At 44.9% G+C, this 20630-nt stretch carries 13 protein-coding genes; 6 read left to right on the forward strand and 7 right to left on the reverse strand.

Features of this window, described 5'->3' with window-relative positions:
* Positions 1-121: 121 nt before the first annotated feature.
* Together GPUN_RS09500 and iadA are read right to left on the reverse strand one after the other, a co-directional pair.
* A complete protein-coding gene (locus GPUN_RS09500) occupies positions 122-940 on the reverse strand; it encodes a cyanophycinase (RefSeq protein ID WP_006006053.1) in 819 nt (272 codons plus the stop codon).
* A gap of 5 nt (positions 941-945) precedes the next feature.
* Positions 946-2094 (reverse strand): beta-aspartyl-peptidase, encoded by a 1149-nt coding sequence (gene iadA / locus GPUN_RS09505; RefSeq protein ID WP_006006054.1) that lies wholly within the window; start codon positions 2092-2094, stop codon positions 946-948.
* A gap of 286 nt (positions 2095-2380) precedes the next feature.
* Here iadA and GPUN_RS09510 point away from each other — a divergent pair, with 286 nt between their 5' ends.
* The 3 genes from GPUN_RS09510 (at position 2381) to GPUN_RS09520 (ending at position 9022) form a co-directional block, all read left to right on the forward strand.
* The gene (locus GPUN_RS09510) at positions 2381-3328 is read left to right on the forward strand and encodes a hypothetical protein (protein WP_006006055.1); all 948 of its coding nucleotides are present in this window, start codon (positions 2381-2383) and stop codon (positions 3326-3328) included.
* A 72-nt stretch (positions 3329-3400) separates the two neighbouring features.
* The gene (locus tag GPUN_RS09515; protein WP_006006056.1) at positions 3401-5605 is read left to right on the forward strand and encodes a prolyl oligopeptidase family serine peptidase; all 2205 of its coding nucleotides are present in this window, start codon (positions 3401-3403) and stop codon (positions 5603-5605) included.
* A gap of 276 nt (positions 5606-5881) precedes the next feature.
* Positions 5882-9022 (forward strand): PAS domain S-box protein, encoded by a 3141-nt coding sequence (locus GPUN_RS09520; protein ID WP_006006057.1) that lies wholly within the window; start codon positions 5882-5884, stop codon positions 9020-9022.
* Positions 9023-9066: 44 nt separating this feature from the next.
* On the opposite strand, the gene GPUN_RS09525 is transcribed toward GPUN_RS09520, so the two are convergent.
* The 3 genes from GPUN_RS09525 to GPUN_RS09535 all read right to left on the reverse strand — a co-directional run bounded on the left by GPUN_RS09525 (position 9067) and on the right by GPUN_RS09535 (position 11536).
* Positions 9067-10065 (reverse strand): branched-chain amino acid aminotransferase, encoded by a 999-nt coding sequence (locus GPUN_RS09525; RefSeq protein WP_006006058.1) that lies wholly within the window; start codon positions 10063-10065, stop codon positions 9067-9069.
* 317 nt (positions 10066-10382) lie between these two features.
* Positions 10383-10913: a hypothetical protein gene (locus GPUN_RS09530; protein WP_006006059.1), complete on the reverse strand. Its 531-nt coding sequence runs from the start codon at positions 10911-10913 to the stop codon at positions 10383-10385.
* Between the two features lie 122 nt (positions 10914-11035).
* Positions 11036-11536: a hypothetical protein gene (locus GPUN_RS09535; RefSeq protein WP_006006060.1), complete on the reverse strand. Its 501-nt coding sequence runs from the start codon at positions 11534-11536 to the stop codon at positions 11036-11038.
* 359 nt (positions 11537-11895) lie between these two features.
* Here GPUN_RS09535 and GPUN_RS09540 point away from each other — a divergent pair, with 359 nt between their 5' ends.
* From GPUN_RS09540 to GPUN_RS09550, 3 genes are all read left to right on the forward strand, one after another.
* Positions 11896-12831 carry a MipA/OmpV family protein gene (locus GPUN_RS09540; RefSeq protein WP_006006061.1) on the forward strand — a complete coding sequence of 312 codons (936 nt, stop codon included), beginning with the start codon at positions 11896-11898 and terminating at the stop codon, positions 12829-12831.
* 9 nt (positions 12832-12840) lie between these two features.
* Positions 12841-14019: a JmjC domain-containing protein gene (locus tag GPUN_RS09545; protein ID WP_006006062.1), complete on the forward strand. Its 1179-nt coding sequence runs from the start codon at positions 12841-12843 to the stop codon at positions 14017-14019.
* A gap of 101 nt (positions 14020-14120) precedes the next feature.
* Complete coding sequence (locus GPUN_RS09550) at positions 14121-16034, forward strand: alpha-amylase family glycosyl hydrolase (protein ID WP_081483945.1); 1914 nt, start codon at positions 14121-14123, stop codon at positions 16032-16034.
* A gap of 96 nt (positions 16035-16130) precedes the next feature.
* Here the strand turns inward: GPUN_RS09550 and GPUN_RS09555 are convergent, their stop codons facing one another.
* Together GPUN_RS09555 and GPUN_RS09560 are read right to left on the reverse strand one after the other, a co-directional pair.
* On the reverse strand, positions 16131-17639 hold the full coding sequence (locus tag GPUN_RS09555) for a tryptophan halogenase family protein (RefSeq protein WP_006006064.1): 1509 nt from the start codon (positions 17637-17639) through the stop codon (positions 16131-16133).
* A 22-nt stretch (positions 17640-17661) separates the two neighbouring features.
* On the reverse strand, positions 17662-20550 hold the full coding sequence (locus tag GPUN_RS09560) for a TonB-dependent receptor plug domain-containing protein (RefSeq protein WP_006006065.1): 2889 nt from the start codon (positions 20548-20550) through the stop codon (positions 17662-17664).
* Between the last annotated feature and the right edge of the window lie 80 nt (positions 20551-20630).

Raw genomic sequence — 20630 nt, forward strand, 5'->3', positions numbered from 1 at the left:
GAAGTATCTCAGTTTAAAAGGAAAACGACACTCTCATGCCTATAAGCTACATAAAAAAAGTAGCTTTCGCTACCTTTGATTATTGAATGTTTTCAATTACAGTAAAATAATTTCGACAGACTTAACTCACGTATGCTTTTCGTTCGCCGATGTCGTAGCGGGCGCCAGACGATAAAATATGCACTTTGAGGTTTAGCAAGGTCAGGGCATCGCCTGCGCGCGCCTTAGCCATTGATGAATATTCAATGTCACTGGGGTCTACTACCGTAATTGCGCCGCTGCCCACTACCGTAAATACGTTGTTATGGTCAATAAATGCAGCGGTGTCTTCGTCTAGTCCTATGCCGACAAGAAATGGGTTGAAGGATACGGCCGACAATAAGCGTGCTAAGCGATTACGTTCGTTGAAGTGCTGGTCTACCACAATAGTATTAATGAGGCCCATGCCGGGGGCTAAGTTTACACCGCCTTCGGTGGGTACGGTGCCAGAACTGCCGCCCGTGATCATATGCTGCGATACTATCGCAGCCCCTGCAGAGGTGCCTGCATAATTAACACCCTTAGCATTTAACTGGCGTATTGCTTGCGCAATAGGGGTGCCGCCTAAAATTGTCGATAGCCTAAGTTGATTTCCGCCGGTGACGAAAATACCGGTGCTTTTTTCCAATATCTTTACGTAAGCAGGGTTTTTAGCGTCGTTGCGATCGGTAATAGGCAACGAATAGGTTTTTTTAACGCCTATTTCTTCAAATATTTTTTGATAGCGTTTGCCAGTATCGTCTAGTTGAGAAGCGGTGGGCACTACCGTAATAACCGCGTCGTTACCGCCTGAAAGCTTAACAAACTTGCTCAGTATTTCAGGGTTGTTCATTTTTTCTTCACCGCCACCAATAGGGATTACATATCCTCTAAGAGTGCCGTCTATTGTAGGAGAGGGCATAATATTTACTCGAAAGTGCCTTTTAGCAATTGTTGTTTATGTTTAACATGCCACTGGCCCATGGCCATTACATGATCTATTTTATTGTGTTTATCTAATATTAAAATATCGGCGTTTGCGCCTACTTCAATACGTCCTTTTTTATGAAAATTCATTAACTGGGCAACGTTTAGGGTAAAAAAGGGCAGTATAGCCGTCATATTCTCCCCGTGGTCGAGCAGTTCGTAAAAAACATTTGTCATAGATTGGGACGCTGCAAAAGCCATTTTTTTCAAGCTACCGTCGGCATGAAAGTCGGGTAAACAGCCGCCGCCATCTGAGCTAATGGTCAGTTTGTCCTGAGGTAAGTCTTGTCCCATATATCGCAGCAAAGCCTCAGCCGGCTCATAGCCAACACCGTCTGTCTCAAATGCAGTTACGTCAACCCAACAGCCTTTTTTGGCCAAGTCACAGGCCTCTTCAAACAGAAATTTTTGCCTGTTAATATGCGTTGGATTGTAAGTGCGAGGTGGGATCTCAGCATGTTCAAGCGCATCTCTTACCATACTTAAGCCACTTGCGCCGTCGCCTAAATGTAAATGCAACATCCCTGCTTTACCTGTCATTAAGCGAGCTACATGGGCTTGGGAAGCAATTTTTAGCAGCTCATTTAGCGTGGGTTGGCTTGAACGATGGTCGCTAATGGCAAGCTCACCCACCCCTATTACAGGCTCAATAAATACAATATCGCGTTGCACCGAGCCGGTTAGGGTAGTGGGTGGTAAGTGATAGCCGCCGGTGTAGCAGTAGGCTGAAAATCCTTCTTCGCGCAGCGCGTAAACTTGCGCAACTAGCGACTCGGTAGAGCGCGTAATGTCGTCGGTACCTAACAAACCCACCGCCGTGGTTACCCCGGCGCTGGTAAATTTACTCAATGGTACTGGCGGCACACGGGTAGAAAACCCAGCTTCGCCACCGCCACCGGTTAAATGCGTGTGCCCGTCAACAAAGCCGGGTATGAGCGCGCAGCCTTGGGCGTCGACTACTTGATGCTCTAGCCCAATGTCTGGACAGCTATCGGTAATTGAAATAATGCTGCTGTGAGCAACCACCACGTGCTTTAAGCCAAGGTGAGTTGGCGCATAAACATTGGCATTCTTTATTAGGGTAATCAAAAAAAGGCTCGCAGGAGTTGTTGCTTATAACGTGCGCACAATTCTAAAGGTTTATTCGTTAATTACAACAAAACAAGCACTTATAAGATCGACTAAAGCGTCAATAAAGCGTCAATAAAGCCGCTTATGCGCTTGCGAGTGTACACGTTTAGGGCAGATTTTAGGCTTGTTTAATACCTCCCTGAAATTCCACGCTAAATGCCTACAAAAGTCTAAAATAATGCGCAAAGTTAGGGTATAGTTAACAGTAATTATAGTGTTAAAAAAAGGTTATCAAAAATCATCTATGAACAGTTTAGTGCCGCGCAATAGCGCACTCACCACCCTTGCATGCTTCTTAATTCTTAGTACAGTGCTCATTCTAGTGAATGTAGGGTCAGTAAGCGCGCAGTCGTTTTCACAAAAACTAGACGTACAGCTGCGTGCAGACGATCGTTCTTCAAGAGAAATAAGATACCAATACCGTGTGCGATATCGTCCACAAATTAGTTTCAACGACACTTGGAGCGTAAACGCATTTGCGGTAACTGGCGACGAATTTGGTTCAAGTCACAACACGCTTAACGATTCCAGTGCAGATCACTTATATGTACGCCGGGTCTTTGGAAGGCACCAAGGTGACTATGGCAAAACTGAATTCGGTATTATTCCGACTTACAAGGGCCGTGTCTCGTCATCTGGTTTGTCGAAATACGGTTGGATTAAAGGTGTGCGTCATGTTCGTGCTATAGGCGACAACAACCTCGAAATAGTCGTGGGCCAGCTTACTTCGCTTGACCCCGCAAGAGCCCTTAACGCACCGGATGAGTTTGACTATGTAGAAGTAGAGTACTCTGTTCAAATTAATGATATTTGGAGCTATGAGCTTAGTGCCGAAAGAATGAAGAATGAGAATTTTTTACGTACCGAATTGCGCTACCAGTACAACAACAATATTACCTTGTTTGGTGAAGTAGTCGGCCGCTTAGACTCGGCTAAGACAAAAGCAGTATTAGGCGGTGAAGGCGAGTTCTCAATTAGTGAATATTCGGTTGAATACTTCGCACACTATAGTTACGTCAGTGAGAACTTTGGTTTGCGCGCTGAGTTGACAGAGGACTTTTTAGGCACTGGCCATGGGTTTTCAGGTGAGCTAAGCGGCGCGCTTGCCAGTACTCAGTGCGATTGGTTTGTTCGCTACGACGCAGTAAAAGACAGAACCCGATTGCTGGCAGGGTTGAAATGGTCACTGTAACAATCACCGTAGCGCTACTTATTAAGAACGAGTATTAGATTTACTATTAAATAAAAATAAATGGGAAAGCATATGAAAATTACAAGACCTGTATTGTTAAAAGGCGCTATTGCGTTAACAATGGGAGGTTTATTAATGGCCTGCCAACCTAAAATAGATGAAGCTGACACCGCCAGTGCGCAAGTAAGCAGTGCGCAAAATGTGAATGCAGACAGGCTAGTTTACCCAGTAACGACAAAAGGTGATGTTGTAGACACCTACTTTGGTCAAGACGTACCCGACCCTTTTCGCTGGCTAGAAGACGATCGTAGCCCTGAAACTCAAGCGTGGGTAGCCGCGCAAAATATAACCACGCAAGAGTATTTACAGAATATTCCGTATCGCAATGAAATTGCTGACGTGGTGCGCGATATGCTCGATTACGAGCGCGTATCAGCGCCGTTCAAAGAAGGTGACTACACCTACTTTTACAAGAATGATGGTTTGCAAAATCAAAGCGTTGTGTATCGCCAAAAAGACGATGGGCAAGCCGAGATATTTTTAGATCCTAACGGGTTTAGTGAAGACGGTACGGTGTCTTTAGCGGGCTTATCGTTCACTAACGATGGCACACTGGCCGCTTATCAAACCTCGACCGGTGGCAGCGACTGGCGCGAAATAACGATTATTAATACCACTACCATGGAGCAAATAGGCGACACGCTCAAAGAGATTAAGTTTAGCGGTATGCAATGGTATAAAAATGCGGGTATTTACTATTCTAGCTATGATAAACCCGAAGGCTCTGAATTAAGTGAAAAAACCGACCAGCATAAGCTATATTTCCACGAATTAAATACGCCACAGGCACAGGACGTGAAAGTATTTGGCCACAGCGACGCTGAAAAACACCGCTATATAGGCGCGCAGGTGAGTGATGACAATCGTTACTTAATGGTAAGCGCGGCGGATTCCACCTCGGGCAACCGCGCTTTCCTCAAAGATTTAAGTAAACCCAATAGTGAGTGGATGACGGTAAAAGATAGCGTAGCATCAGACGTTTATATGCTCACTAATGTGGGCAGTAAACTTTATTTTGTAACCAACCACGACGCACCTAACACCAAAATAGTTATGGTAGATGCGAGCGAGCCTAACATTAGCAATTGGAAAGACGTCATTAGCGAAACCGACAACGTGCTAGTGCCAAGTACTGCCGGTGGCTTTATATTTGCCAAATATATGGTTGACGCTATCTCTAAAGTTTACCAATACGATTTATCTGGTAAACAAATAAGAGAAGTGACATTGCCTAACATTGGCACCGCGGGTACCTTTAACGGCAAGGCCAAAGACACTTCAACGTTTTACACCTTTAGCAACTACATCACCCCATCGTCGATATATGCTTATGATATGAACACCGGTGAATCGTCTTTATTCAATAAGCCTAAGGCAAAGTTTGACGGCGATAAATATGTGTCTACACAAATTTTTTACACGTCAAAAGACGGTACCAAGGTGCCGATGATAATCACTCACAGTAAAGACACTGTATTGAACGGTAAAACCCCGACCATTTTATTTGGCTACGGCGGCTTTAACATAAGCCTTACGCCGCGCTTTAGTGCAACTGTGTCAGCTTGGCTTAAACTTGGCGGAATATACGCAGTGCCGAATATTCGCGGTGGTGGAGAATATGGTAAAGCGTGGCATTCGGCAGGGATACAAATGAACAAGCAAAATGTGTTTGACGATTTCATTGCCGCCGCCGAATACTTAATTGACGAAAACTATACCAGCAGCGAGTATTTAGCCATACGCGGTGGTTCTAACGGCGGCTTATTAGTAGGCGCAGTAATGACTCAGCGCCCTGAGTTAGCTCAAGTCGCGCTGCCAGCGGTAGGCGTACTTGACATGCTTCGCTACCATACTTTCACCGCCGGTGCAGGATGGGCATATGACTACGGTACGTCTGCACAAAGTGCAGAAATGTTCAAATATCTGAAAGCGTATTCGCCGGTGCACAATGTGCGAGCGGGTATTGAGTACCCCGCCACCATGATTACTACTGCGGATCGCGACGATCGCGTTGTGCCAGCTCACTCTTTCAAATTTGCGGCCATGCTGCAGCAATACCAAGTAGGTGACAATCCCACTATAATTCGCATAGAGACAGACGCCGGGCATGGCGCAGGCACACCAATTAGTAAAACCATTGAGCAATTTGCAGATATTTATGGTTTCACTTTGTATAACATGGGTATTATGTCATTGGGCCAGCTTAAGGCGGAGTAAATAAAAAGGCCTTCTTTTAAGGAGGTCTTTTTCGTAAACATGTCAAAAAACTCATTGAGCGGGGCAAACACATTTATGTCGCTTGTTGATTGCTCAGTGAGTCGTTTTTAGATAAGAGTCTACAGAATGTTGAGGAGTCCATCTCAGGCCTTGACACTATTGCATAACGGGCGCATTGCATTTAAGCATGCTATTTTGCTCCTTGTTTTCACTTCTTAAAACCGCACCTGCAGGTCGATAGGGGCAATGTATTATCACAATTTTTAAGGATAAGGCATGAGATCAAAAAGCGCCTGTGGAGCAGCATTACGCGCAAGCCAAGAAATACGACGGCTACAAGCCATTTTAGATGCAACTGCTAATACTGTAATAGAATGTGCCTTAAACGGCAAAATTTTATATGTGAATAAAGCGGCAGTAGATTTATATGGGTATTCAAGTCTAGAATTTAGTCAGATGAACATTTCAAACTTATTTGTGCCCTCACACGTGCAAGCCTTAAATAGCTATTTTCAACATACTGTCGCGCAAGACAGTAAAGTGTTAAGCGGTACTGATGAAGTCTTCTTTGCCATCCATCAAAATAAGCGAAAATTCAAGGTAAGTCTGCATTTAAAAATTTCATCTGAAGGACTGGTCGCGACTATTTGTGAGCTGTCTGGCTTAAAAAGTGTGCAAGATGAATTAATGCGCAGCAATGAACGTTTAAAAGTGGCAAAAGCGGCGGCACAAATAGGCGTTTGGGAATTTAACATACATACTCAGGAACTGATCTGGGACGCGCAAATGTTTACTTTGTATCAGCGCAGTGACCAGTCATTCAATGGCACCGTGTCTGCGTGGAATGAGTCTTTACATCCAGATGATCAGCAAAAAGCCCTTCATGCAGTCCAACATACTATAGCAACAGGTAAGACATTTGATACCACTTTTAGGATACTTACACCAGGCAATGAGGTTCGTTATTTAAAAGCTTATGGGCATGCCGTGCTTGATCAGCAAAACAAAGTCAGCAAAGTCGTAGGCGTTAATTACGATTTAACTGACAATTACAATACGCAAGAAAGCCTTAAAAATAGTCTGAAAAGTAACCGTTTATTAGCGAAAGTCGCAGAAGAAACCGTCAATGCGGTGATTATTACCGACCCCGATGGAAAAATTACTTGGGTAAACAAAGGTTTTACCCGTATCTCTGGCTTCGAGTTAGAGGAGGTTATAGGACTTAAGCCCGGCCGCGTATTACAAGGTAAAGGCACTGATCAAGCGTTTGTTCAGCAAATTCGAGATTCACTTATTTTTGAAAAAGGCTTTGATACTGAACTGCTTAACTATCATAAAAACGGAAGCCCTTATTGGATCAAAATTCACTGCCAAGCGCTTTATGAAGACGATGTGCTCGTTGGTTATATGGCTATCCAAACTGACATTACGGATCTCAAGCGTTTAGAAAAAGAGCGAATTACGCAGCGAGAGATATTAGAACGTACTGGCGATATGGCGAAGCTTGGTGGCTGGCAACTCGACTTAGTGACTAACACGCCAATTTGGTCAGACATGGTGTATAAAATCCACGAGGTGACGCCGGATTATGCAGTAGATTTAGATAATGCGATCAATTTTTATCCACCAGAAACACGGCCCCTGATTGAAAAAGCCATTGAGCGTGCAATTAACGAAAATATTCCGTGGGATATACAAACTCCTTTTAAAACAGCTAAAGGCAACTCTATTTGGGTGCGCACAACGGGCTACGCAGAGTTTACCAATGGCGTTGCAAGCTCTTTACGAGGTGCCTTTCAAGACATTACAGAGCTAAAGCGTGCTGAACAGCAGGCAAATGAAGCGAACCTCGCCAAAAGTCAGTTTTTAGCCAATATGAGTCATGAAATACGCACGCCTATTAATGGTATTTTGGGTATGAATGACTTACTGCTTAATTCGGACATAGACGATCGGCAGCGTCATTTTGCTAAATTAATAAAAGTAAGCAGTCAGTCACTGCTGCTGTTAGTCAATGATATTCTGGATTTTTCAAAGATTGAAGCAGGCAAGCTCGATATTAATTACCAACACACCAATTTATATGCCTTGCTTGGCAACATAGTAGACACTATGTCAATGCTGGCATTAGATCGTCACCTCGACCTTGTGCTAAATATTGCACCAAGCTTGCCGCAATGGGTGAATATTGACCCTGACAGGCTAAAACAGGTGCTTAATAACTTGCTCGGTAACGCTATTAAATTTACGAATGAGGGTGAGGTAATATTAAAAGCCCAGTTGTCCAAAGAGCAGCAGCTAGAATTCTTAATTATTGATACCGGCATAGGTATTGCACCTAATAAGCGGTCTTTGCTTTTTGCTAAATTCATGCAAATTGATAGTTCGTCAACCCGCAAACAGGGCGGCACTGGTTTGGGTTTAGCCATTAGTCAAGAGCTGGTTGAGATGATGGGCGGACGCATTGAGGTAAAAAGCACGTTCAAAAAAGGCTCTATTTTTTCATTCACAATTACTAATAAACCAGCCAAGGAAAACAGTGTTTTGGCGCCTCTTAGCGATTTTAGTTCTTTGGCTCAAAAGAAACTACTGCTCGTTGATACTAACAAAAGTGTGCAAGAAGCTATTACAAACTTTTTGCACCACTGCGGCATTGAAATTCACATTGCCAATACTGCAGCCAATACAATACAGCAGCTACAGCAAGCGTATAAAGAGCAGTCAGCCTTTGATTTTGTGCTGATAGACCTGAATTTTGTCGACATGAACGCCATGGAACTCAGCAAGGCTATTTATAATAATAAGCAGTGTGGTAAGCCGGCGATTATTGTCATGACTTCTCAAGCTTGGTCGTTAAAAAGCCAACAAAACTCTGCGCCGGCTATTGCTGCCTACTTAGCAAAGCCTTTAAAGTCCGATTCGCTAATTTCGTCTTTGTTAACGCAAACCTTAGGCAGCAAAAGCGACAGCTCAAACCCAGACTCCAATGGATTTTTGCAACATACAGGCTCGCTTACTAAACGAAAAATTCTTGTAGTCGAAGACAACTACATCAACCAAGAAGTTATTGGCAGTATGCTTACGCAACTAAATTACGACTTCGAGCTGGGCGTTAATGGCAAAGAAGCACTACATCTTCTTGCCAAAACGCCTCACGCATATAGCTTAATTCTTATGGACTGCCAAATGCCGGTCATGGATGGTTACGAGGCCAGTAAAATCATTAGAGCAAATGAAGATGCGTTGTTTGACAATTGCATACCCATCGTCGCGGTGACGGCAAACGCCATGTCAGATGACAGAGCAAAATGTTTAGCGGCCGGCATGAATGATTACTTGGAGAAACCCATTTTGTTAAGCAATTTAACTGCATCACTAAAAAAATGGGCTTTTACGAACGTCAATAAGACGACTTAAAAGCCGTATCACACTGCTGTGCTGCTTGTTACAGCCATTTTGGTTTATTTTACCTTTACTAACCAACCGTGCGTGTCTGGCGCTTTACCCCATTGGATGTCATTAAGTGCCTGCCTGAGCTTCATAGTAGTAGGTCCGGCTGCGCCGCTGCCGACTGTGTATTCTGTATCTTTATGAACAAATGTACCTACTGGGGTCAGCACCGCTGCCGTGCCCGACAGCGCGGCCTCTGTGCCTGGTTTACTAGCGCGTTCTAATAGTTCTTTTACCGTTAAGCTGCGCTCACTAACCTGCATACCAAGGTCTTTAGCTAAGGTTAATATAGAGTTTCGAGTGACGCCGTGCAGAAAACTTGAGTCTAGCGCTTTGGTGATAATTTCATTGCCGTCGATAAGCAGAAAGTTAGCAGCGCCTGTTTCTTGTACATCGCCATTGGGGCAAAACAGTATTTGGTCGGCCTGCACTTCTTTTTGCGCCTTCATGATGGGCGGCAAAGCGCTGGCATAATTACCACCGCTTTTAACCATGCCCATATGCGGTGCACAGCGCATACCGTCTTCATCTAGCAGCAGTCGTAAAGGTTTAGCGCCGCCAGCAAAATAATCGCCCACGGGAGATAAAAGTACATATAACATAGATGACAGCGAGGGCGCTGCGGCTTTGCCGATAGACGCTTCGATGCCAATATGTGTGGGGCGAATATACATAGATCCTGGTGGCTCGGGGACATCGTTTGCGTATTGACCAACAATATTGAGGATCATGTCGCTTATTTGCTGTTTATCAACGTTTGGTAACGACAGTAATTGACTGCTTTGGGCAAAGCGTGCAATGTTCTGATCCATTCTGAAAGTATAAATGCTGCCATCGCTGTGGCGAAAAGCTTTTAAGCCTTCAAAGCACGTGCTTGAGTAGTGCAAAACATGCGCACCTGGGTGTAAGTTTATGCTTTGTGAACTAACGACTTGCGCATCGCTCCATTTTTCGTTTTCAAAGGTTATCATTGTCATTTGAGGCATAAAAACAGTACCGAATACAGCCATTTACGTGCTTCCTAAAGTTATATGTTGGTCATATTTGTAGAATGAATATGAGATGGTATAGATTATTGCGAGGATCATCAATAGTAGCCCTTATTCTACAGGGTGATTGGGGAATAGTGTACGTCAACAACAGAAATAAACCAGAATGCTTTTAGTTATTTTCTAGCTTGGGAAAATAGAGGATGTCTCTTTAGTAAAATAGTCGACGCTATTATGTTCAGTGTTTTTGTTCACGATGCTTTGATTGGCCTAGCCTTGTTGGCTTTGTTGATGGCCTTCGTGTATTGGCTTATTTTATTACATCGTCTGGTAGTTCGCTACTTGCTGACTTTTACGACTACACACTCAGTTTGTTCTATCTCGTCGCAAATATCTTGTTTACTTATATCAGTGTCGTTTGTATTCACGATCAGTGACCAATAGTCTTGTTCTTTTGCCTGCAAGGCGTGCTGATTAAGATGGTCGTGCTCTGGCTTTAAAGAGCGAAAACCAGCAAAAAAAGCGCCAATAAAAACGCCATGGCTTATGAAAGCGATGAAGGTAAACATAGGGCTTATTTGGGCAAAGGCCGGACCAAATAGCACTAGTAAGAACGCGATACACATACCAATTAAAAAGCCCATGGCTGGATATTTCAGGTGTAATAACAACATTTTTTTGCCAATGGGTTTACTACTACCTTCTAATTTTTCGCTCGGCGTTTTTTCGTTGGGCTCAACAATTTTAATGCTGCCGCTTAGAAGGCCCAATTTGCGCATAAGGACTACTTTTGCCTGTTTTGCTTTGTCGTTTGTTGGGTAGGTTGCTATTATTCGTTCATCTAGTGAGTTTGTCACTGCTGCAGTCATAGAATTACCTATTTTTAGCTAGAGAAAATTGAAACAAGCGCTTAACACCGAATGAAAGGGTGTTAGTGTTTATTTATGATTGTCAGAACAAGCCTCAATGGACAATGGGTTTATCTTGATGTCTATTTTGACTCGTTGTTAACCGTATAGGTGGCTAGCGAGTCGCTTAAAGACACACAGGCGGCTTCTAAGCCTTTTGCTAACTCACTCAAAATACTGCTTACCTTGGTAGAACCTGCAGCCATAGAAGCGCTCAGTACTTGTTCAGTGTGCGCTGTCTCAGATTCAATAATATATTCGCAAAGTTTTATGTCAGACCCACCTAAGCTTGAAATGCGCTTTATTAATAACGACACAATTTCATTATTAATAGAAGTTTCGTTAGGGCACGCTTGCCCACGCACTTTTAACAAATTCAGAACATAGTCTTTGTTATTTAAACGCTCACTGTGCAGGTCTTTAATACACTGCAGTAGGGTTTTACTGTTGATTAAATCGCTCGCCAGTGACAGCAATGACAAGCTGTCGTAGAGAGCATTATAAGCGTTTTCTAAAGCGTTCACATCTATTGGGAATGCTACGTCTTCATTACTTCCAATTACCGTTTTTATTACCCTAATCACTGTAACACTCACCCTAAAACGTTGTGTTCGATTGTTTAGAGTATTCAAGTTGTGTGCCAACGGCACCTGCAGATTAAGGCATCATGTAAATGGCGTAAGATCACCAGACACCCTTGAAAACGCGATGTGCTAGTGGGCTTGTTTGCGTCATTTTTACACTCAGTGGGCATAATTTACCGGAATTGAGCGGAAAGCCTCGCCCTTTAGGGCGGGGAGGATGTCAAACGTAATTCTTATATAGCTCTTATAAAATATCGCCGTATATAAAGGCAAACTAACAGGAGATTAATGTTGGGTTTTTGCTCTTTTTTGCTCCAAATGAGTATATTATAATAGTCTGCTATTTGTGAGGAAAATTAATGTTCAGTATCTTGCTACCAAAAAGATTACGTTTTGCTGTGTCTATTCTGGTCTTGTCGTTGTCGACAATAGCGCATGCTAATGTCGACAACGACAAGACCAACGCAGATGTCACTAGCGAATCTCCTGACCGAAACCTCACTGGCTTTGAAGCGCTTGATGAAGAGCAACCCCTATGGGAGTTTGGCGTGGGCGGCGGCGTAATAGACGTAGCGAACTATCCCGCCTCTAGCGAGCGTAATTTTATCGCCTTAGCCGCACCTTATTTAGTATATCGTGGCGATGTATTTCGAGTGGGTGGCGGCGGCGCGCGCGCGGTGGTCGTGGAAAAAGGAAACGTTGAGCTTGACCTATCCTTTGGCGGGGCATTTGCCGCCGACAGCGAAGATAACAGCGCACGAGAGGGTATGCCTGAGCTCGATTTTTTGTTTGAAGTAGGCCCGGAAATCATTTACAAAGTAAAAGACATTTCTTTTGATGGCGGCGGTAATGGCCGACTAAACGCAAAACTGCAAACCAGAGCCGTATTTTCCACCGATTTTGGCAGAATTGACCAGCGCGGCTATGTAATAGAGCCAGAGTTGTCTTATCAACAGCGTGGCGGCCTTTTTGAAAAAACAGGTTTAAACGTATCTTTAAGCGCAACCTTTGCAAGCGAGAAGCTGCATGATTACTTCTATCAGGTCGGCAACGAATTTGTAAGCGACGAAAGGCAAGCGTATGATGCCAAAGGCGGCTATTTAGGCAGTGAATTATCCATCGGTTTTTCGTTCCCTGTTTTTGAAAACGCGCGCGGATTCTTGGGTGGCAGCGCTTCCTTTCATCAAGGCTCAGCAAACGAAGACAGTCCTTTATTCGAAGATGACGTTACCTTCAGTATTGGCGCAGGCTTTGTATGGCGTTTATATGAAAGTGACGCTAAAGCAAGCTGGTAGAACCTACGCATGATTATTAAAAATTTTGACCCACAGCATTTTGTAAAAGAATATTGGCAAAAAAAGCCCTGCTTAATTAGGCAGTTTGTGCCTAATTTTGTTGATCCCATTGATGAAAACGACTTAGCTGGCTTAGCACAAGAAGAGGGCGTAGACAGCCGTATAGTCTCGCATTCAGATGGCGCATGGGATGTTCATCAAGGCCCATTTGATGACTTTGAACCCTACTGTAAAGGTGATTGGGCACTGCTGGTGCAAGGGGTAAATAATTACATTGATGATGTAAATGCACTAGCCAGCATAGTTGACTTCATTCCCCATTGGCGCTTTGACGATGTAATGGTGAGTTACTCCACCAAAAATGCAGGCGTTGGCGCACACACCGACCAGTACGATGTGTTTATAATACAAGGTAAGGGCAGCCGCCGCTGGCAGGTAGGTTTACCCATCGATGCTACCACAAACGCTAAGCTGATTATTCCGCATCCACTACTAAAACAAATAGAAGACTTCGACGCGCTTATTGATGAAGTGCTGCTGCCAGGCGATGCCATTTATATTCCACCCCAGCACCCACACAAAGGTATGACATTATCGCCATGCTTAAACTATTCACTTGGGTTTAGGGCGCCGACCAACCTAGAAGCGCTCACCGGTTTATTAGATGAAAGCGATAGCATAACGCAAGCTCAAAGCCGCTACTGCGACCCTGATATTGCTGAGCTACGCGTAGCAAGTTCATCGCCAATGCAGGTTAGTACGAATGAGCTTAATAAACTCAAAGACACTATTGTTGAGCTCTTAAATAGCCCTGAAGCAGAACAAGCGCTGCTGCAGTATCTGTCGCGCCAAGGCTTGGCGACTGAGCAAGAACTGTCGCTTTATGAAATAGCAGATATTAGTGAGGCGGTAGCACAAGGCGAAACCTTTGAAAAATTACCTGGGGTGAAACCTATTTACGCTGAGCGGCAGCTGCATACGTTTACGTTTTACATTGATGGTAATAGGTTTGAGGTAGATAAGTCTATTTTTACACAAACAGTGACCTTACTTGAGAGCAGGCAGGTGCAGGGCTTACCCCAAGGCTTCACCTTGCAAACTGCGCAAAGCACACACTGGCTGAATTTATTACTGCAGCTGGTCAACGCCGGTTATTGGGATTTTGCTGAAAACAGTGATCAACATTAAAGGGCGCATCACGCGTCAATGCAATTTACAGTTAAGGAAAATTAATAGTGCAAAGCTTACCGCGAGGCAATGTGCCTCTTCTTACGATACCCGCTATATTGATGCTTTGTTTTTCATTAAGCGCCTGCAGTGACAAGTCAGCGGCGGCTAAACAGAACTCTCAGCAGGACCCAGTTACTATGTCCAAGCAAAATGACAATTTACCGAAAAATGGACTGCCACACCATTCCCAAGGAGAAGGCAAGCCTGTCATTTATCAGGTGTTTACCCGCCTGTTCGGTAACACCAATACCACCAATAAGGAATGGGGCACGCTAGCAGAAAACGGCGTAGGCAAGTTTGACGATTTTACCGACGAAGCGCTGCAAGGTATTCGCGAACTAGGTGTATCTTACATTTGGTACACCGGCGTTCCTCATCATGCCTTAATCGCAGATTACACCGAATACGGCATTAGTGCAGATGATCCCGATGTAGTGAAAGGACACGCCGGCTCGCCCTTTGCGGTAAAAGACTACTACAATGTTAACCCCGACCTTGCCAATAATGTTAGCAATCGTATGCAAGAGTTTGAAGCACTAATTGCGCGCACGCATGCCAACGATATGAAGGTGATCATAGATATAGTGCCAAACCATGTGGCTCGGCACTATGTTTCGCTAAATAAGCCAGCGGGTATTGAAGATTTTGGTGTTAACGACAACACCGATCTAGAGTACTCGCGCGACAATAACTTCTATTATATTGTGGGAGAATCATTTCAAGTACCGACATCTGCTGACTATGCTCCCTTAGGCGGTGAGAAACACCCACTAGCCGACGCGACATTTAGCGAAACACCGGCTAAATGGAGCGGCAATGGCGCAAGGCAAGCGCAGCCCGATATCAGCGATTTGTATGAAACCGTTAAGATAAACTACGGCGTGAAACCCGACGGCAGCTACGATTTTGTTAGGCTGCCTGATGAATATAGAACACGCGATTATAAAGCGCATCACGCGTTTTGGGCAGACCAAGATTTACCCAACTCATGGTATAAGTTTGAAGATATAGTGCACTTCTGGCTCGATAAAGGTGTGGATGGTTTTCGCTTTGACATGGCGGAAATGGTGCCTGTGGAGTTTTGGTCTTTTTTAAACTCATCTATTAAAACTAAGCGCCCCGATGCACTGCTGCTTGCCGAGGTATACCAGCCTCACTTGTACCGTGACTATTTGCATTTAGGTAAAATGGACTACCTGTACAACAAAGTAGACTTTTACGATGCCCTTAAAAGCGTGATGCAGGGCAATGGGGATATGCAGAGCATTGACGACATACAGCACAGCATGGCCGATATTGAAGCGCATATGCTGCACTTTTTAGAAAATCATGACGAACAACGCATTGCCAGCCCCGATTTTGCCGGCAGTGCGCAAAAGGGCAAACCCGCTTTGGTAGTATCAGCGCTTATCAGTCGCTCTCCTACCATGCTTTACTTTGGTCAAGAAGTAGGTGAAGACGGCAGTGAAAAGGGGGGTTTTGGCTTACCTACACGCACCAGTATTTTTGATTACGTGGGTGTGCCTGCTCATCAACGCTGGATGAATAACGGTAAGTTTGACGGCGGGCAGCTAAGTGAATCTGAAAAAGCGTTAAGGCAGTTTTATATTGATGTGCTTAATATATCGGCGAATCACCCGGCAATGCGCGGCGCATACTACAGTATTCATGCGTTTAATATTGGGCTTGATAGTGATTATTCGCAGCAGCAGTTTGCTTTTGTGAGGCAAAGTGAGGACACGGCGCTGCTAGTACTGAGCAATTTTAGTGAAGAAGCAGTTGACACAACAATACAACTTCCGATTAGCCTAGTGGTAAAGTGGCAGCTTAATGAGGGGCGACAACCGCTAACAGACTTAATCAGCGAACAGCAAAATACACTCACCGTGGGCAGGAAACGCAGCGTCGCCAGTATAGATGTTAACTTACCGCCGTTGGGATCGTTTGTGTATGAACTGAGCTTAAAAGATTAACAGTGAATATGTTGAGCGAGCGCTTACGCGCAAGTAAGAGAAAGCGCCTGAAACGCGCTTAGTGATCCGCGGCAGTTGCCCTGATTAAGCGATCATTTAAGTGCTAACCCTGCAGTACTTCTGTAAATAAGCTTTGTGGTCGGGCATTTGTTGCTCAGCCTCGCGCATTGCACCGGCTATATGAGACAGGTTTTGTTGGCGCTGCTGTTCGGATAAGTTATTTACTAAAGGATGATAAGCTTTGGGTACCAACCCCTGCCCGTTCATCACTGAAAGCCAGCTTATTTCACTGAACAACTCATTGTTTTCCCTAAATATGCGCCCGCTAGACTGATAGAGTTCGATTTTATTTTGCAGTGAATCAGGAATAGGCATTGACGCACAATAGCGCCAAAACGCTGAGTCATTTCGCTGGGTAGCTTTATAGTGCAGAATAATAAAATCACGGATGCGCCATAGTTCGTCATCCGTGTAGCGATTGTAGGTGTCGATATCAACTTGTTGGCACCTGCCACTGGGAAATAACGACAGCAGTCGCATAATTGCTGATTGAATTAACTGTAAACCTGTGGATTCTAGGGGCTCAATAAATCCTGCGGACAGCCCAATGGCAATGCAGTTGTTTTTCCAAGCTTGTTGGCGTTTTCCATTGATCCAGTTTAGCTGGCGTGGCTCAGACAAGGCTTTGCTTGGTAAGCGTTTAGCCAAACAGTCAATAGCGAGGTCTTTAGACAGAAACTGTGACGAGAAGACAAAGCCGTTGCCTATTCTATGCTGCAATGGTATCTGCCACTGCCAGCCGCACTCGTGTGCGGTGGATATTGTGTAAGGTTTTATAGTGGATAAAGACTCACTTGGCTGCGCTATCGCTGAGTCGCAGGGCAGGTACTGTCGCCAGTCTTCAAAGCCCACCTTAAGCGTTTGCGCGATTAACAGACCTTTGAAGCCAGAGCAATCGATGAACAAATCACCTTCAATGAGTTCGCCATTGCTAAGCGCCACTGATGAAATGTCTTGTGTTTGGGCATGCTGATGAACTTTTGTAATCTGTGCGATGATTTTGTTAACGCCGCGTTTCACCGAAAACGCAGATAGATACTCGGCGTATTTTACTGCATCAAAATGATAAGCATATTTAATATTTGCCATCGCCGAGCGAGACTGTGCCTGTGGATGGCAAAATTTATTATTCAACGCCGCTTGGTATTCTAGGCAATAGTCAGACAACGGGTCTTCTTTGCCCTGTAGCTTATCTTTGAGCCAATAATGATGAAAAGGGATGCCATTCATGTTCACGCCATAAGGCCCAAAGGGGTGCATATACTGATGCCCCTTTTTATACCAGTCGTGAAACTCTATACCCAGTTTAAATGAGCCATGCGTAAAACTAAGAAATTCAGCCTCATCAATCCCCAGCATTTGATTAAATTCAAGTATTGATGGGATAGTTGCTTCACCCACAGATACTGTACCAATGGTTTTTGATTCAATCAGTGTAATGGCGAAGCGGTCGCGCGGCAGTAGATGCGATAGCGCAGCAGCGGTCATCCATCCCGCTGAACCGCCGCCGACTATTACTACTTTTGATTTTTTTTCTGTGTCCATGTTTCTATCATTTAGCTAATGCTTAGAAGTTGTAGTTGAACTGCACCGTGTATGCCCTTCCGCGAGGATCAGCGACACGTGGATCAAATGCAGCACCGGGTGAAAAATCATTTTGATGCGCCGTAAAAGGTGGATCTCTATCAAGCAGGTTTTTTATGCCCATTATCAGCTCGATATTTTCAAAGCCGGTATAGTTCATGCTGTAGTTGTATACTAAATAACTATCAACCGAATCGTCATATAAAGGTGGATTTGCTTCGCCTGAAGCCACCCCTGGAGGTGTCTCATCGTCATAACCAGAGCGAAAAATTTGCGTGAAGGTATGGATGAAATCGTCGTAGTTGTAAGTAAATACTGCAGTATTCTTCCAACGAAGTGGGATGTTACCGCGGGAGTGTGTGCCGACTAAGTTTGGCCCAAAAGGCGCGTTATCGCGCTCTTGTTTTTTGTCCTCAATTAGATAGCTTGCGTTAATGTTTAAGCCCCAAGTACCATCCCACAGCTCGCCGTTGGTAGCAATACCAAGCTCAATACCGCTGGTGGAGCGCCCACCCGCGTTAATAAAGCGTCGGTCAATAGAAACAATCTCTCCACTGGTGCCGCCTCCGTCAAAAACGTAGTTGTCTCGAAACAATTCTGGATTTTCAATGAGCTCTTTAAAGCCTGGTGTTTGTATAGTGCCTTCAATTTCAATTTCCCACCAGTCAACGTTTACTATCCAGTCTCCCTTGGCAAATACAAAACCGAAGCTAAGCTGTTCAGATTCTTCAGGTCCAAGATCAATCTGACCGCCAAATAAAATTTCGGGCGTGATAATCTGGCAGTTCGGATCGCTGATATCTACCACGCCGTCTTGACATAAAAACGGATTAGCTAAGTCAGTGCCAGTATAGGGCTCTTCTGTTACCCCGTTAAACAACTGGTTGAAGCTGGGTACTCTAAAGCCTGTGCTGTAGGCGCCGCGAAACAAAAGCTCCTCAACAGGGGTAAATTTAAACCCGACTTTCGGATTAGTGGTGCCACCAAAACCATCGTACTTGTCATGGCGTACTGCAAGGTTTAGTTCAAAATTCTCACTTACGGGTATTAACGCCTCTACAAACACTGCTTTTATGTCGCGACTCACATTATCAAGTGCATTTGCATCGTCAAACGGAGCACCATAAATTCTAGGACGGGTGTCGGCCGCGCGGCGGTCGCCGTTGAATTTGTATTCTTCGCGTCGTAAGTCTATACCGGCCGCCACATAAATGCTGTCACCGCCAAATCCTAACTCATAGCCGGTATTGCCGGAGATTGACGCATCTATTTGAGTCATGGTGGTTTCCCCCCCAAACAGTTCTATGCCTCTTGCTGAGGCGGCATCAAGGGCTTGAATAGCCTGTGTAGTTTGCGACTCACCCGGCAGTAAGAACGGATTGAGTACGCCGGTACCGATGGCTTGTGCAAGTCCAGAAGTAAAGTGGTAGCCACTGCCTAGCTCGGATGTAGACTCGTTTGCCGAACGCGACAAACCGGCCATGTAATCCCAATCGCCAATAACGCCTTCTAAACCAAGCTGGATTTTATAGGAGGAAGTGGTGGTTTCGATTTCGCGCGGGCCACAGTCCATGCAGCGCCATCGATAGGCGATGGGTGCGCCTATGTTTAATTGGTCAGCGCCATAAAAATCAGATAAGGCATCAACAATATAGTCATATGATGCACCTGTGCTTGGGTAGAAGCCGCCGCCAAAGGTATCCCAGTCACCTGCACCAATCGCCCATGGGGTGATTTGGTTAGGCTCAAATACTTTTTTAGAGACCACTTCCGATCCGAGTAATTCAACAAATGCTTCAGAATCCTCACCAATTTTCATGGTGGCGCGGCCAACAAAGTCGATATTTTCAACAGGCTGTTGTAACACCGACGCCCTTGGATAATCCCATGAACAGCTTACACCTAAGTTGCGCGATCGGTTCCACAAATCAGCGGCGTCTGGTCCCATGTTTTCAAAGGCATCACAGCCGGGTTGCCCAGGCAGTGCCAAAACATTGAGTACGTCGTTTTCTAAACCAGTGTTTGGATTAATAAGCCCAGAACCAACTAAATTGTACTGGCTTGATGTGGGATCATTTGGACGACTAAAACGGTCGTTGACCGATGCAAATGGCGCGCCGCGAGTGTCGGGCGACAAACCTCGCAGTGGTTGGAAGGTGTTGGTAAAGTCACGATCGGAGCCGCGCAGTATTTCGGCCGACTTATACGTCAGCGACCCCATTATATTAAAGCCGTCTCGTTCAACATCGCCGGTTCCGGCAAGTACGTTGAAGCGGTAAATATTGCCGCCACCCTCTTCGGTATGATCAGCAAAGGCACCAAGTTGTGCGCCTTCAAAGTTCTTTTTCAAAATAAAGTTTATGACGCCGCCAATGGCGTCAGTACCATAGATGGCTGACGCTCCGTCACGCAGCACTTCAACACGCTCGATGGCGGCAAAAGGAATAGAGTTTAAGTCAACCGAGCGGCCCTTCAAACCATGCGTGGCAACGCGACGTCCGTTTAATAACACCAGCGTTGAACCAACGCCCTGTTGGCGAAGGTTAGCGCTTGATGCTCCGTTATTACCGCGCTCTTCACCGCCCACTATCCCGGCATTACTAGCGAGGTTGTCGTTAGAATTAGACGAAATGTTAAGCTGTAGCAATAGTTGTTCGGCAGAGGTAATACCGCCTGCGTCTATTTGCGCCCGTGTAATCACGGTAATAGGTAGGTCTCCCTCCAAGCTAGTTCGCTTAATATTCGAACCGGTGACTGAAATACGTTCTATTGTTTGCTCTGATTCAGTATTATCTTCAGCTGGCTGCTGGGCAATGGCGTGAGCGCCAAAACCTGACATCGCTAGCACTAATGCTATTTTATTTAGCTTCACGGTGCGTTCTCCCTATGTGATTAATGTTGGTATCGTTTTTTATCACTTGTGATCAGCCGAGGTTGAACACGCCACAGCAT

This window comes from Glaciecola punicea ACAM 611 (assembly GCF_000252165.1).
GTDB classification, from domain to species: Bacteria; Pseudomonadota; Gammaproteobacteria; order Enterobacterales; family Alteromonadaceae; genus Glaciecola; species Glaciecola punicea.

Bases quoted from the DNA above. Each gene is read 5' to 3' on its own strand.
- GPUN_RS09500 (WP_006006053.1), bottom strand. From the start codon at position 940: ATGCCCTCTCCTACAATAGACGGCACTCTTAGAGGATATGTAATCCCT.
- GPUN_RS09510 (WP_006006055.1), top strand. From the start codon at position 2,381: ATGAACAGTTTAGTGCCGCGCAATAGCGCACTCACCACCCTTGCATGC.
- GPUN_RS09515 (WP_006006056.1), top strand. From the start codon at position 3,401: ATGAAAATTACAAGACCTGTATTGTTAAAAGGCGCTATTGCGTTAACA.
- GPUN_RS09520 (WP_006006057.1), top strand. From the start codon at position 5,882: ATGAGATCAAAAAGCGCCTGTGGAGCAGCATTACGCGCAAGCCAAGAA.
- GPUN_RS09525 (WP_006006058.1), bottom strand. From the start codon at position 10,065: ATGGCTGTATTCGGTACTGTTTTTATGCCTCAAATGACAATGATAACC.
- GPUN_RS09530 (WP_006006059.1), bottom strand. From the start codon at position 10,913: ATGACTGCAGCAGTGACAAACTCACTAGATGAACGAATAATAGCAACC.
- GPUN_RS09540 (WP_006006061.1), top strand. From the start codon at position 11,896: ATGTTCAGTATCTTGCTACCAAAAAGATTACGTTTTGCTGTGTCTATT.
- GPUN_RS09545 (WP_006006062.1), top strand. From the start codon at position 12,841: ATGATTATTAAAAATTTTGACCCACAGCATTTTGTAAAAGAATATTGG.
- GPUN_RS09550 (WP_081483945.1), top strand. From the start codon at position 14,121: ATGCTTTGTTTTTCATTAAGCGCCTGCAGTGACAAGTCAGCGGCGGCT.
- GPUN_RS09555 (WP_006006064.1), bottom strand. From the start codon at position 17,639: ATGGACACAGAAAAAAAATCAAAAGTAGTAATAGTCGGCGGCGGTTCA.